Source organism: Streptomyces sp. NBC_00344 (genome assembly GCF_036088315.1).
Taxonomy (GTDB): Bacteria; Actinomycetota; Actinomycetes; order Streptomycetales; family Streptomycetaceae; genus Streptomyces.
In genome coordinates this window covers 1,101,518-1,114,975 of the sequence record NZ_CP107996.1, presented here as the reverse complement: position 1 = coordinate 1,114,975, position 13,458 = coordinate 1,101,518, and the positions used below count along the sequence as shown (strand labels likewise).

Sequence of the window (13,458 nt, the reverse complement as noted above, 5' to 3'; positions counted from 1 at the left end):
CGACCCGGAACAAACCGGAGAGCCGCCGCGGACGAGGGAGTTTCGGTCATGCCGATCGTCACCGTTCAGCAGGGTCCCCGCGACATCGAGCTCAAGCGCGAACTGGTCAGGCGGGTCACCGACGCGTTCGTCGATTCGCTGCAGATCCCGGCCGAGGCCGTACAGGTCTGGATCCAGGAGGTGCCGGCCGACAGCTGGGGCGTCGGCGGCAAGCTCATCGCGGACAAGTAGCGGCCGCCGGGCCCACCGGGCAGGGCCCCGCACGGGGGCCGGCCCGGCGCCCCGGGGCCCGGGGCTCAGCCGAGTTCGAGGGTGGTCACGCCGAAGACCCGGTCCTCGGCGAAGGGGCGGACCGGCCCGGTGTACATCCGTGCCGTCTGGAACGCGGGTGCCAGCCCCAGTGAGCGCGCCAGAGCCACCGCGGCCGGGTTGGACTCGGGGACGTCCACCGCCACCTCCGCCGTGCCGGCCTCCGCCGCCAGCCCGGCGAACAGCGACCCGGCATCCGACACCGAATCGGCGAACAGCGGGCCGACGCGCAGGGCGTCCCGCGCGGGACGGATCACCGCGTAGCCGGTGAGCCGTCCGTCCACGACCCGGACCAGGGCCCGGTGCCCCTCGGTGGCCAGCCAGTGGTCGAGGAAGCGGGGCCGTTCGGCCGGCCAGCACGCACTGTCGTAGGCGCCGACGGCCTCCCGGTCACCCGCGACGAACGGCCGGACATGGGTGGCCGGCTGCCCCACGGTGCCGATACGGCCGACATGGCGGACGGTGCGATGGGCGAGGGCGAATCCCGACTGGCGGTAGTTGCCCTGCTGGGCGACCACACCGTCCAGACCGATGGTCCGACTGCCCGCATGGGCGAGCCCCGCCTTCCAGGTGGTCATGCCGTAGCCGCGTCCGCGCAGGTCGGGGCGGACCAGATAGCAGCCGAGGAAGGCGTAGTGGTCGCCGTAGTTGACCATGGAGACAGCCGAGACCGGCTCCCCGTCCAGCCGGCCGAGGAAGAATCCCGCGGGGTCCTGGGCGAAGAAACTCTCCTCGTCGCGCAGCCCCGGGTTCCAGCCCTCGTCGTGCGCCCACCCGCTGATCACGGGCCAGACCTCAGGTGTCGCCCGAGCGACCACAAGCTGCTCGGCGGGTGAATGCGTCATCCGTGCTCTCCCTCTCTGCGGCCCCCGACCGCGGAGCTACGGAAGCAGCCCCGCCCGCCGGGCCGCCACCACCGCCTCCAGGCGCGTGTGCGCCCCCAATTTCCGCATGGCGGACCGCAGATAGCCTTTCACGGTCTCCGGCTTCAGTCCCAGCCGCTCGCCTGCCGACGCATTGGTGGCTCCCGTCGCGACCCAGGCGAGCACATCCACCTCTCGGGGCGCCAGGACGATCCGCCGATCCTGTACCGGACCGCTGCCTCCGCCCGCCAGCCGGCCGCAGACCTTCAGCAACTCGTCGCGCAGCCCGGGATCGACGATGCGAGGTGCCAGCGTGCGCAGTTCGCCGTGCGCCTCCCGGACCTGTTCCCAGGCGCCGGGGCCCGCCACCGGCTCCCGCGCGGCCGCGAGCAGCCGCTGCACCTCGTCGCGTACGACCAGGGACTGCTCCACGTCGCGGGCCGCGTCGACCGCCGCGTTGTACGTCCGGTCACCGAATCCCCGCGGTTCGCGCACCGCGCCGTACAGCACCCCGCGTACCTTGCGCCGCACCACCACGGGCACCGCGAGCACCGCACGCAGCCCCTCCGCGCCCACCGCTGTGTCGTACTCGTGGCTGATGTGCAGCGAGGAGCGGTAGTCGGTCACCGCGCACGGCCGCGACAACGCGATCGACTTGCCGCCGAGACCGTTGCCCGCGGACACCCCGAGGCCGCTCAGTGCGCGGGTCGCCGTACCGCTGAGTTCGGCGATCCGCAGCTGTCCGGAGTCGGTCAGCAGGCCGCCGAAGGCGACCGGCAGCCCGGTGGTGCGGCGCAGCCGCTGCAGCGCCGCTCGCATCTCAACTGCCTCGACCGGCTCCGGCACGCGGCCCTTCCTCTCTGGCTGGTCTGGCGGGGGACCAGGGGTGTCCACGGGAGGGACACAGCCTTCGCCCCCGTTCGGGGGTAGTGAGACCTGGGGCACTGATTACACGATGCTGAGGACCAGTCCCGCAATGAGGAGGACACATGCCGTCAGACAGTGCGACGGAGGAGTTCCGGGCCGCCCGGGATTTCCTGCTCCGCCACCGTGCGGAGTACACCACGGCCTACGAGGGCTTCCGCTGGCCCAGGCCGGAACATTTCAACTGGGCGCTGGACTGGTTCGACGTCATCGCCGAAGGCAACGACAGGACCGCGCTGCACATCGTCGAGGAGGACGGCACAGAGATCCGGGTGTCGTTCGCCGAAATGGCCCAGCGGTCCGACCGGTCGGCGAACTGGCTGCGCACCAAGGGTGTGAGGCCGGGCGACCGCATCCTCGTCATGCTCGGCAACCAGCAGGAACTGTGGGAGACGGCGCTTGCCGCGATGAAGCTGCGCGCCGTCGTCATCCCCGCCACACCGCTGCTCGGGCCGGTCGATCTGCGCGACCGGATCAGCCGCGGCCGCGCCCGTCATGTGCTCGTCAGGAGCGAGGACACCGACAAGTTCGCCGAGGTGGCAGGTGACTACACCCGGATCGCGGTGGGCGCCGGCACCCCAGATGGCTGGCTCCCGTACAGCGAAGCGGCCGGCGCGCCCGACGTCTTCGAGCCCCGCGGGGCCACCGCTGCGGACGACTCCCTCATGCTCTACTTCACGTCGGGCACGACGGCCCGGCCCAAGCTGGTCGAGCACACCCACGCCTCGTATCCCATCGGGCACTTGGCGACGATGTACTGGATCGGCCTGCGGCCGGGCGATGTGCACCTCAACATCTCCTCACCCGGTTGGGCCAAGCACGCCTGGTCCAACCTCTTCGCCCCGTGGAACGCCGAGGCCACGGTCTTCATCCACAACTACACGCGCTTCGACCCGGCCCGGCTGATGGATGAGATGGACCGGGTGGGAGTGACGTCCTTCTGCGCGCCACCGACCGTCTGGCGGATGCTCATCCAGTCCGACCTGAGCCGACTGCGCACACCTCCGCGTGAGGTCGCCGCAGCCGGTGAACCGCTCAATCCCGAGGTCATCGAGACGGTGCGCCGCGAGTGGGGTGTGACGATCCGCGACGGCTTCGGGCAGACCGAGACCGCCGTCCAGGTGGCCAACACCCCGGGACAGGTGCTCAAGGCGGGCTCGATGGGCCGCCCGACGCCCGGCTACAAGGTCGAGCTGCTCGATCCGGTCAGCGGACAGCCGGGGGTCGTCGAGGGCGAGATCGCCCTCGACCTCTCGGCGAAGCCGGTCGGCCTGATGGTCTGCTACCACGGCGATCCGGACCGTACGGCCGAGGCGATGGCCGGCGGCTACTACCGCACCGGTGACATCGGTTCACGCGACGCGGACGGCTACATCACCTACATCGGCAGGTCGGACGACGTCTTCAAGGCGTCCGACTACAAGATCTCACCGTTCGAGCTGGAGAGTGCCCTGCTGGAGCACGAGGCCGTCGCGGAAGCCGCGGTGGTGCCCGCTCCCGACCCGGTACGGCTCGCCGTACCGAAGGCGTACATCGTCCTGGCGGAGGGCTGGACGCCGGGACCCGAAACGGCGAGGACGCTCTTCGAGCACTCACGTGCGGTGCTCGCTCCGTACAAGCGGATCCGGCGCATCGAGTTCGGTGAGCTGCCCAAGACGGTGTCCGGCAAGATCCGCCGCATCGAGCTGCGGGAAGCGACGGCGGCCGGGTCCGCGTCCGAATACCTCGAGGGGGACCTGCGGTGACGCTTTCCTACACGCACGGGACCGGCAGCACGGAGCTCCTCGGCGACACCATCGGAAGCAACCTCGACCGCGCGATCGCAGCCTTCCCCGAACGGGAGGCGCTCGTCGACGTGGCATCGGGGCGTCGCTGGACCTACGCCCGGTTCGGGGCTGACGTGGACGAGCTGGCCCGCGGACTCCTCGGAGTGGGGGTCGGCAAGGGCGACCGGGTCGGGATCTGGGCGGTCAACTGCCCGGAGTGGGTGCTTGTCCAGTACGCCACCGCGCGGATCGGCGCGATCATGGTGAACATCAATCCGGCGTACCGGGCGCACGAGCTGGAGTTCGTGCTGAAGCAGGCCGGGATCAGCCTGCTGGTGGCATCTACCGGCCACAAGGGGAGCGACTACCGGGCCCTGGTCGGTGAGGTACGCGGCAACTGTCCCGAGCTGAGGGCCGTCCACTACATCGGTGATCCGTCCTGGGACGATCTGGTGGCCGCGGCGCGGCCGGTGCCGCTGGATGCGGCCCTCTCCTGCGACGACCCGATCAACATCCAGTACACCTCGGGTACCACGGGCTTCCCGAAGGGAGCCACACTCTCGCACCACAACATCCTCAACAACGGTTATTCCGTAGGGGAGTCGGTGCACTATTCGGAGCGGGACCGGATCTGTCTACCGGTCCCCTTCTACCACTGTTTCGGCATGGTCATGGGGAATCTGGCCGCCACATCGCACGGCGCCTGCATGGTCATCCCCGGGCCCTCCTTCGATCCTGAGGCCACGCTGCGCGCCGTCGAGCAGGAGCGCTGCACCTCGCTCTACGGGGTGCCGACCATGTTCATCGCGGAGCTGAACCTCCCCGGCTTCGCCGAGTACGACCTCTCCTCACTGCGCACCGGAATCATGGCGGGCTCGCCCTGCCCGGCCGAGGTGATGAAGCGGGTTGTCGCCGAGATGCACATGGCCGAGGTGTCCATCTGCTACGGAATGACCGAGACCTCACCCGTCTCCACCCAGACCCGGCGCGACGACGACCTGGAGCGGCGCACCGGGACCGTCGGCCGTGTCCTGCCGCACATCGAGGTGAAGGTCGTGGATCCGGCGACCGGTACGACGCTGCCGCGCGGCAAGCCGGGTGAACTCTGCACCCGCGGATACAGCGTGATGCTCGGCTACTGGCAGGAGCCGCGGAAGACGGCCGAGGTCATCGACGCCGGCCGCTGGATGCACACCGGCGATCTGGCGGTGATCCGTGACGACGGCTATGTGCAGATCGTGGGGCGGATCAAGGACATGATCATTCGCGGGGGTGAGAACGTCTATCCGCGCGAGATCGAGGAGTTCCTGCACGGACACCCCCAGATCGTCGACGTCCAGGTGGTCGGGGTGCCGGACGAGAAGTACGGCGAGGAGATCCTGGCCTGTGTCATCCCGCGCGACCCGTCCGACCCTCCCACGCTGGACGGGATCAGGGAGTACTGCCGCGGCCGGCTGGCCCACTACAAGGTCCCCCGTGTGCTGCAGCTCCTGGACACCTTCCCGATGACCGTCAGCGGAAAGGTGAGAAAAGTGGAACTCCGGGAGCGCTTCGGCCATCACTAAGGGTGCGGGGGCGCGGGAGTGGCGGGCCGCAGTGATGGACTCAGGCCTTTCGCGCCCGCTATACACTCACTCTATACTCGCTGTGTATAGTCCAGGTCATGTCATTGCTGAGGAAGAAGACGGCTGCGCGTTTCGGAACCGCTGCCGGCGTGGCCGCGCTCATGACCCTTGTGCTGAGCGGCTGTTCGATGGACACCACATCGCCGTCCGCGGCGCGGGATCACGCGGACGGCAAGAACGCGGCGCAATTCGGACCGGTCGACTGCCGCAGGGCCAAGTGCATAGCGCTGACCTTCGACGCGGGGCCGGGGCCGAACACTCCGCATCTGCTGGACGTCCTGAAGGAGAAGAAGGTCCATGCGACCTTCTTCCTCCTCGGCAAGAACCACGTGATGAAGTACCCGGAGATCGTCAAGCGTGAGGCGGCCGAGGGGCACGAGGTGGGCAACCACACCTGGACCCACAAGATCCTGACCAAGCAGAGTGCCGATGTGGCCCGCCAGGAGATAGAGAAGACCGAGGTCGCGGTCGAGAGGATCACCGGAACCAGACCCAGGGTGATGCGCCCTCCGCAGGGCCGCACCAACGACGACGTCTCCAGGATATGCAAGGAGCTCGGTGTGTCCCAGGTGCTGTGGAGCACCACGGCGAAGGACTTCTCCACATCGGACACCGCTCTCATAGAGAAGCGCACGCTCGAGCAGGCCAGGCCCGACGGCATCATCCTGCTGCACGACATCTACCCGGGCACCGTGCCGGCCGTCTCCGGCATCATCGACGCGCTGAAGAAGCGCGGCTACACACTGGTCACCGTGCCCCAGCTGATCGCCCCCGCCGAACTGAAGCCGGGCGCGATATACCGCCCGTAGTGCCGTAGTGCCGTAGTGCCGTAGTGCCGTAGTCCGTAGTGCGGCAGTGCGAATCCCTGTGGCAACCGCTCCGGCGCTCTCCGCGGTTCAGGCGCCGGAGTCCACCAGGTGGGTGGCAGGCTCGTTGACCGGCTGCGGGGCTCCGGTCAGATCCATCACGAAGAGCGGGACGGCGAGTTCGTCGGCCCGGGCGCGCGCCTCGTCGGCGTATCCCGCGAGCGAGAAGCAGACGCTCACCGCCGACGCGCTCAGCCCGTTCAGCCACAGGCACTCGATGTCCCGCAGCGCCGCGGGCCGGGTGCTCGCCTCGACCGTGGCGACCAGATCCCGGCCGCGCAGATCGATACCGGACGCCGGGCGCCTGTCGGGCTGCTGGACATCCCGGAAGCCAAGCCACCGCAGATAGAGCGCGGCCGCGGACACCGCGTCGCGTGCGGTACGGATCGTCACCGGCCGGAATTCGGGCCGGCCGGCCCTCGCGCCGGGCACGGCCGGTCCGCCGGCGGCCGCCGGGTGTGCCGAGGCGGGCGGCGTGCTCGCCTCGCGCACCCGGATGCGCAGGACCGTCCCGCAGGAGCAGCCGAGTTCGGGCTGCGGCCACTCGTCCTGGCGTCCGCAGGCCGCACAGCGCACCGTGACCCAGTCGTCGGACCAGGTCCGATGGGCGACCGGTTCCGGCGGTGCCTCCTTGAGCAGCGGTGGCGCGAGCGGCGCACCGCAGGCGCACGGCAGGACCGCGGCCGTGTAGGTGTGCACCCGGAAGCAGGACGGGCAGCGCACCAGTACGTGCTCCGCGGCCGGCTCCTCCGCGTCCTCCTCCGCGCCTTCTCCCGTGCCCGCGCCCGTTCCCATGGGTCCCATCGTCCACCAAGAGCGAGGTGTTGGGGACGGACTTCGGACATTGCGGCCGCCCCCGGAGCACGACTGCCCGCCCGGTCCCACTCCCTTGACGGCGGACCGGCCCAGCTCTTACATTGCTTCCGTATAGCAGAAATAGACTTCCGTAATACGGAAATGGGCGACCTCAGGTTGGCGCGACAGGAGGCCCACTCCGACAGGCCGAGCAGGAGTACTCCATGCCTCGTATGACCGCTGCCCGAGCGGCAGTTGAGATCCTCAAGCGTGAAGGCGTCAGCCATGCCTTCGGCGTGCCGGGCGCAGCGATCAACCCGTTCTATGCGGCCCTCAAGGCCGCAGGCGGTGTCCGGCACACCCTCGCGCGCCATGTCGAGGGCGCCTCGCACATGGCCGAGGGCTACACCCGCACCCACCCCGGCAACATCGGTGTCTGCATCGGTACGTCGGGCCCGGCAGGCACCGACATGATCACCGGTCTCTACTCGGCGATCGGTGACTCCATCCCGATCCTCTGCATCACCGGCCAGGCCCCGACCGCGGTGATGCACAAGGAGGACTTCCAGGCAGTCGACATCGCCTCGATCGCCAAGCCGGTGACCAAGGCCGCGACCACGGTCATGGAGGCCGCGCAGGTGCCGGGCGTCGTCCAGCAGGCCTTCCATCTGATGCGTTCCGGCCGCCCGGGCCCGGTCCTCATCGACCTGCCGATCGATGTCCAGATGACCGAGATCGAATTCGACCCGGAGACGTACACTCCGTTGCCGGTGTACAAGCCGGTCGCAAGCCGCGCGCAGATCGAGAAGGCGATCGCGCTGCTCAACGAGTCGCAGCGCCCGCTGATCGTCGCAGGCGGCGGCATCATCAACGCCGACGCCGGCGATCTGCTGGTGGAATTCGCCGAGCTGACCGGTATTCCGGTCGTCCCGACCCTGATGGGCTGGGGCATCGTCCCCGACGATCACGCGCTGAACGCCGGCATGGTCGGTCTGCAGACCTCGCACCGCTACGGCAACGCGACCTTCCTGGAGTCCGACTTCGTCCTCGGCATCGGCAACCGCTGGGCCAATCGGCACACCGGCAAGCTGGACACCTACACCAAGGGCCGCACCTTCGTCCATGTCGACATCGAGCCGACCCAGCTGGGCAAGATCTTCGCCCCTGACTACGGAATCGCGTCGGACGCCAAGGCCGCGCTGGAGCTCTTCGTCGAGGTCGCACGGGAGCTGAAGGCCGCGGGCAGGCTCCCCGACCGTACGCAATGGGCCGCATCGGCCCAGGACCGCAAGGCGAGGCTGCAGCGCCGCACCCACTTCGACGATGTGCCGATCAAGCCGCAGCGGGTGTACGAGGAGATGAACCGCGCCTTCGGGCCGGACACCCGGTACGTCACCACCATCGGGCTCTCGCAGATCGCGGGTGCGCAGATGCTGCACGTCTACAAGCCACGTCACTGGATCAACTGCGGCCAGGCGGGCCCGCTGGGCTGGACGATCCCGGCCGCGCTGGGTGTCGCGACGGCCGACCCCGACACCACGGTCGTCGCGCTCTCCGGCGACTACGACTTCCAGTTCATGCTCGAAGAGCTGGCGGTCGGCGCGCAGCACAACATCCCGTACGTCCATGTCCTGGTGAACAACGCCTATCTGGGCCTGATCCGCCAGGCGCAGCGCAACTTCGACATCGACTTCCAGGTCAACCTGGAGTTCGAGAACATCAACACCCCCGAGATCGGCGTCTACGGCGTGGACCACGTCAAGGTCGCCGAGGGCCTCGGCTGCAAGGCGATCCGCGTCACCGAGCCTGACCAGCTGCTGCCCGCGTTCGAGGAGGCCAAGAAACTGGCCGCCGAGTACCGGGTGCCCGTTGTCGTCGAGGCGATCCTGGAGCGGATCACCAACATCTCGATGAGCGGCGGCGACATCGCCGGTGTGAACGAGTTCGAGGACCTCGCGACGGAGCCGGGTCACGCTCCTACGGCGATCCTCCCGCTCATCACCTCCTGACGGCTCTGCGGACAGGGGCGGGCCGCCGGTTCACGGCGGCCCGCCCCTTCGGTCTGCCACGGGCGCGCCTTCCCCGGCGGCCGCCGCGGGCGCGCCTTCCCCGGCGGCCGCCGCGGGGATGCCGCCCGGCCGCCGCGCTGCGCCGTTCCTGGCCTGCGACGCGTGGCCCGCTGTGGAGTCTGCCGGGCTGCTTCTGCTGAGAGCCGTGACCGGGGTGCTTGTATCGGCACTCCTCCCGTTCGCGGCGGCGCCCGTCGCCCACCCGGCAGGGTGCCATGCTGCGGATCAGTGGCGGCAGTGCGTACACCACCGGAATGCCGGTCCTGAGCGCTCCGACGGCAGTGCCCTCCTGCCGCTGCCGTTCATGCTGCTGCCGGCGAACTCCGTGCTCACTTTTCGGCAGGCGGGTCCGTACGCCCGCGCGGAGCGGCAACACCTACCGTTCGCGGACGGGTCGCCGTGCCCATGCCCTGCATCGCCGGCTCCGGCACTTCCGCGTACGGCGACCTGTGTGATCTCCGGGTGGTGGTCACGGGGGCCGCCAGGACCGTGACGGTCACCCCGGGCCCGCACGCAAAGGAGCGCGGAACAAGGGACCGTAGACCTTGTTCCGCGCTCCGGCATCGCATTCTGGTGCCGCCCGGCGGCGCGAGGCTGGGCGCGACAGGACGTTCGCGCCGCCGGGCGGGGCTTGTTGTACCTGAAGACCGCGGCGGGCGCGACCGGCCTCCCGGCCCTCGTCCTTCAGGTCAGAACGGGGCGCGGGCGGCCTTCACCACCGCACTGGCGTCGCGTCTCCGCCGCGGTCCTCGGGTGTGTCCGTACCGCCGGCCACCCCTCACTCGGGTCGGCGGACGGACAGTCAAGAGGGGACGCTGTCTCAGTCCTCGCGCAGCGCGCGAACCGCATCCTCGACGCGCTTGCCGTAGTCGGCGTCGGCGGCGTGGAAGTGCGCGAGGTTCTTCTCGATCACGTCGTCGAGACTGACCTTCGAGAGGCCGCTCGCGATGTTGGCGATCAGCCGGGACTTCTCGTCCTGCGACATCAGCCGATAGAGCTCGCCCGCCTGGAAGAAGTCGTCGTCCTTGACGTGCGCCGAGGCCTCATGGGTGCCGGTCCAGCCCGTCACGGCGAGCGGCGACGCGAGGGCGGCGTCCGACTGGGCCGGGCCCGCATGGGAGTTGGGCTCGTAGTTCTTGTCGTGGCGTGAGCCGTACCGGGTGGCCATGGCGCCGTCGCGGCCGTAGTTGTCGGCGGTGGTCTTCCGCGGTGCGTTGACCGGGAGCTGCGTGTGGTTGATGCCCACCCGGTAACGCTGGGCATCGGCGTAGGCGAACAGCCGGCCCTGCAGCATCTTGTCCGGCGAGGGGCCTATGCCGGGCACGAAGTTGTTCGGGGAGAACGCGGCCTGCTCCACCTCGGCGAAGACGTTGTCGGGGTTGCGGTCCAGAACCAGACGTCCCACCCGCTGCAGCGGGTAGTCGCTGTGCGGCCACACCTTGGTCACATCGAAGGGGTTGAAGCGGTAGTCAGCGGCCTCGGCGGCAGGCATGATCTGCACGTGCAGCGTCCAGGACGGATTGACGCCGCGTTCGATCGCCTGGAGCAGGTCCGTCTGGTGGCTGTCGGAGTCCTTGCCCACCAGCTCGGACGCCTGCTCCGCGGAGAGACTGCGGACACCCTGGTTCGTCTTGAAGTGGTACTTGACGAAGAAGGCCTCGCCCTCCGCGTTCGTCCACTGGTAGGTGTGCGAGCCGTAGCCGTTCATGTGGCGGTAGGAGGCGGGGATGCCGCGGTCACCCATCAGCCAGGTCACCTGGTGCGTGGCCTCGGGGGAGTGCGCCCAGAAGTCCCAGACGTTGTCCTGCTCCTGCTTGCCGGTGAACGGGTCCCGCTTCTGGGAGTGGATGAAGTCGGGGAACTTGATCGGGTCCTTGATGAAGAACACCGGGGTGTTGTTGCCGACCAGGTCGTAGTTGCCCTCTTCGGTGTAGAACTTCAGCGCGAAGCCACGGGGGTCGCGCACCGCGTCCGCGCCGCCCAGCGAGTCGGCCACCGTCGAGAAGCGGATGAATGTCTCGGTGCGCTTGCCGACGGCCGAGAGGAAGTCGGCGTGGGTGAAACCGGTGACGTCGTCGGTCACCTCGAAGTATCCGTACGCGCCCGAGCCGCGGGCGTGGACGACGCGCTCCGGGATGCGCTCGCGGTTGAACCGGGCGAGCTTCTCCAGCAGATGCTGGTCCTGGAGGAGGATCGGGCCGCCGACGCCGGCGGTGGCGGAGTTCTGGTTGTCGGCGACCGGGGCGCCTGACTCGGTCGTAAGCACGCGCTTCGACATCGTGGACCTTCCGTGCTGGAGCTGCTGACGGCCCGAGGAGCGTAGATTCGCCGTGAACGTCGCGTCAACAGTTTGTTGAAATTCAAGTATGGGTCCGGGCGGCGGCAGCGCCTGGGCGCGACAGGACAGGTGTCAGCGCTGCCGCAGCCCGGAGTGGAGGGGGAGGCCGGAGGCCTCCGCTGGGTGGAGCCGAAGGTCAGACCTGCGCGCCGGACAACCGCTCGACCGAGCGCAGCAGTGCCGAGTGGTCGAGACCGCCGTCGCCCTGGGTTCGCAGCGAGGCGACCAGCTGGGCGACCACCGCGCCGACGGGCAGGGCCGCGCCCACGTTGCGGGCGGCGTCGGTGACGATGCCCATGTCCTTGTGGTGCAGATCGATCCGGAAGCCGGGCTTGAAGTCGCGGTTCAGGAAATTGTCCTTCTTGCGCGTCAGCACGGTGGAGCCGGCGAGACCGCCGTTGAGTACGTCGAGGGCGGCGGCCAGGTTCACGCCGGACTTCTCGAGGAAGACCACGGCCTCGGCGCAGGCCTGGATGTTCACCGCCACGATCAGCTGGTTGGCGGCCTTCACCGTCTGGCCGGAGCCGTGCGGACCGCACAGCACGATGGTCTTGCCCAGGGCCTCGAGGATCGGCCTCGCGGCATCGAAGTCGCTCTGCTCGCCGCCGACCATGATGGAGAGCACGGCCTCGATGGCGCCGGCCTCGCCCCCCGACACCGGCGCGTCCAGGACGCGCAGGCCCTTCTCGCCGCCGGCCCTGCCCAGGTCGACCGAGGTCTGCGGCGTGATCGAGGACATGTCGATCAGCAGGGAGCCCGGCTTGGCGTTCTCGAGAATGCCATCGGGTCCGTAGGCGATCGCCTCGACCTGCGGCGACGCGGGCACCATGGTGATCACCACATCGGCCTCGCGCACAGCCTCGGCGATCGAGGGTGCGGCGGTGCCTCCGGCGGCCGCGAGACGGTCCAGCTTGTCCTGCTCCAGCGTGAAGCCGGTCACGGAGTAGCCAGCCTTGATCAGGTTCTCGGACATGGGGGAGCCCATGATGCCGAGGCCGATCCACGCAATCTTGGGGAGGGTGCTCATAGGGGTGCCTCTTTCAACACACTGATGAAGACGGTCAGTTGGGGAGCCAGTCGAAGGCCTCGGCGCTGGGCCGGTCGCCCGGCTTGTACTCGAGGCCGACCCATCCCTGGTAACCGGCCTTGGCCAGCCGGCCGAGGAGGTCCGCCAGCGGCAACGAGCCGGTGCCGGGAGCGCCGCGGCCCGGGTTGTCGGCGATCTGCACATGGCCGGTCTTGTCGGCGTAGGTGTCGATGACCTCGCCGAGGTCCTCGCCGTTCATCGACAGGTGGTACAGATCGAGCAGGAACTTTGCGTTGCCGAGCCCGCTGAGCTGATTGACCTTGTCGACGACGTCGATCGCCGCCGGCGCGCTCACCAGCGGGTAGAGCGGCGACTCCGGCTTGTTGAGGGCCTCGACGAGCAGTACGGCTCCCACCCGGTCGGCGGCGCGGGCCGCCAGTACCAGGTTCTCCAGGGCCAGTGCGTCCTGGACGGCCGGGTCTGTTCCCTCGACGCGGTTGCCGTAGAGCGCGTTGAGCGCCTTGCAGCCGGTGGAGGCGGCGAAGTCGGCCACGACATCGATGTTGGCGCGGAACCGGTCGGATTCCTCGCCCGGCTCGGAGAGCGCGCCGCGGTCGGGGCCGGGGAGCCTGCCCGCGTAGAAGTTCAGGCCCACCAGCTGGGTGCCGGCGTCGTCGAGCGCCCTCTTCAGGGCGTCGAGCTCGGTCTGCGGAGGGGTGGGGGTTTCGATCCAGGGCCACCACAGCTCGACCGCCGTGAAGCCGGCCGCTGCGGCTGCCGCAGGACGCTCCAGGAGCGGGAGTTCCGTGAAGAGGATCGAGAGGTTCACATCGAAGCGCTGGTCCGTGAAGGCCATGTAACGTGCGCTCCTTCCGT

Annotated in this window: 11 protein-coding genes; 5 read left to right on the top strand and 6 right to left on the bottom strand. The window is 69.2% G+C overall.

What is annotated here, in order from left to right; all coding sequences use genetic code 11:
• Nucleotides 1-48: 48 nt before the first annotated feature.
• Nucleotides 49-231, top strand: a complete 183-nt coding sequence (dmpI, locus tag OHS16_RS05105; RefSeq protein WP_328535957.1) for a 4-oxalocrotonate tautomerase DmpI — start codon at nt 49-51, stop codon at nt 229-231.
• Nucleotides 232-296: 65 nt separating this feature from the next.
• On the opposite strand, the gene OHS16_RS05100 is transcribed toward dmpI, so the two are convergent.
• On the bottom strand, nt 297-1,154 hold the full coding sequence (locus tag OHS16_RS05100) for a GNAT family N-acetyltransferase (RefSeq protein WP_328535956.1): 858 nt from the start codon (nt 1,152-1,154) through the stop codon (nt 297-299).
• Between the two features lie 36 nt (nt 1,155-1,190).
• On the bottom strand, nt 1,191-2,018 hold the full coding sequence (locus OHS16_RS05095; RefSeq protein WP_328535955.1) for a response regulator transcription factor: 828 nt from the start codon (nt 2,016-2,018) through the stop codon (nt 1,191-1,193).
• Nucleotides 2,019-2,161: 143 nt separating this feature from the next.
• Between OHS16_RS05095 and OHS16_RS05090 the strand changes: the two genes are divergently transcribed.
• The 3 genes from OHS16_RS05090 (at nt 2,162) to OHS16_RS05080 (ending at nt 6,296) form a co-directional block, all read left to right on the top strand.
• A complete protein-coding gene (locus tag OHS16_RS05090; protein WP_328535954.1) occupies nt 2,162-3,841 on the top strand; it encodes an AMP-binding protein in 1,680 nt (559 codons plus the stop codon).
• Nucleotides 3,838-5,427 (top strand): AMP-binding protein, encoded by a 1,590-nt coding sequence (locus tag OHS16_RS05085; RefSeq protein ID WP_328535953.1) that lies wholly within the window; start codon nt 3,838-3,840, stop codon nt 5,425-5,427. The genes OHS16_RS05090 and OHS16_RS05085 overlap by 4 nt, the downstream gene beginning before the upstream one ends.
• A gap of 98 nt (nt 5,428-5,525) precedes the next feature.
• Nucleotides 5,526-6,296, top strand: coding sequence for a polysaccharide deacetylase family protein (locus OHS16_RS05080; protein ID WP_443042561.1), 771 nt, complete (start codon nt 5,526-5,528; stop codon nt 6,294-6,296).
• Nucleotides 6,297-6,383: 87 nt separating this feature from the next.
• Here the strand turns inward: OHS16_RS05080 and OHS16_RS05075 are convergent, their stop codons facing one another.
• A complete protein-coding gene (locus OHS16_RS05075) occupies nt 6,384-7,148 on the bottom strand; it encodes a hypothetical protein (RefSeq protein ID WP_328535952.1) in 765 nt (254 codons plus the stop codon).
• 224 nt (nt 7,149-7,372) lie between these two features.
• Between OHS16_RS05075 and gcl the strand changes: the two genes are divergently transcribed.
• On the top strand, nt 7,373-9,157 hold the full coding sequence (gene gcl, locus OHS16_RS05070) for a glyoxylate carboligase (protein WP_328535951.1): 1,785 nt from the start codon (nt 7,373-7,375) through the stop codon (nt 9,155-9,157).
• Nucleotides 9,158-10,037: 880 nt separating this feature from the next.
• On the opposite strand, the gene OHS16_RS05065 is transcribed toward gcl, so the two are convergent.
• The 3 genes from OHS16_RS05065 to OHS16_RS05055 form a co-directional block, all read right to left on the bottom strand.
• Nucleotides 10,038-11,495 (bottom strand): catalase, encoded by a 1,458-nt coding sequence (locus OHS16_RS05065; RefSeq protein WP_328535950.1) that lies wholly within the window; start codon nt 11,493-11,495, stop codon nt 10,038-10,040.
• 196 nt (nt 11,496-11,691) lie between these two features.
• The gene (locus OHS16_RS05060) at nt 11,692-12,582 is read right to left on the bottom strand and encodes a 2-hydroxy-3-oxopropionate reductase (RefSeq protein WP_328535949.1); all 891 of its coding nucleotides are present in this window, start codon (nt 12,580-12,582) and stop codon (nt 11,692-11,694) included.
• Between the two features lie 34 nt (nt 12,583-12,616).
• Nucleotides 12,617-13,438 carry a TIM barrel protein gene (locus OHS16_RS05055; protein WP_328535948.1) on the bottom strand — a complete coding sequence of 274 codons (822 nt, stop codon included), beginning with the start codon at nt 13,436-13,438 and terminating at the stop codon, nt 12,617-12,619.
• Between the last annotated feature and the right edge of the window lie 20 nt (nt 13,439-13,458).

Bases quoted from the DNA above. Each gene is read 5' to 3' on its own strand.
- dmpI (WP_328535957.1), top strand. From the start codon at position 49: ATGCCGATCGTCACCGTTCAGCAGGGTCCCCGCGACATCGAGCTCAAG.
- OHS16_RS05100 (WP_328535956.1), bottom strand. From the start codon at position 1,154: ATGACGCATTCACCCGCCGAGCAGCTTGTGGTCGCTCGGGCGACACCT.
- OHS16_RS05090 (WP_328535954.1), top strand. From the start codon at position 2,162: ATGCCGTCAGACAGTGCGACGGAGGAGTTCCGGGCCGCCCGGGATTTC.
- OHS16_RS05080 (WP_443042561.1), top strand. From the start codon at position 5,526: ATGTCATTGCTGAGGAAGAAGACGGCTGCGCGTTTCGGAACCGCTGCC.
- OHS16_RS05075 (WP_328535952.1), bottom strand. From the start codon at position 7,148: ATGGGAACGGGCGCGGGCACGGGAGAAGGCGCGGAGGAGGACGCGGAG.
- gcl (WP_328535951.1), top strand. From the start codon at position 7,373: ATGCCTCGTATGACCGCTGCCCGAGCGGCAGTTGAGATCCTCAAGCGT.
- OHS16_RS05065 (WP_328535950.1), bottom strand. From the start codon at position 11,495: ATGTCGAAGCGCGTGCTTACGACCGAGTCAGGCGCCCCGGTCGCCGAC.
- OHS16_RS05060 (WP_328535949.1), bottom strand. From the start codon at position 12,582: ATGAGCACCCTCCCCAAGATTGCGTGGATCGGCCTCGGCATCATGGGC.
- OHS16_RS05055 (WP_328535948.1), bottom strand. From the start codon at position 13,438: ATGGCCTTCACGGACCAGCGCTTCGATGTGAACCTCTCGATCCTCTTC.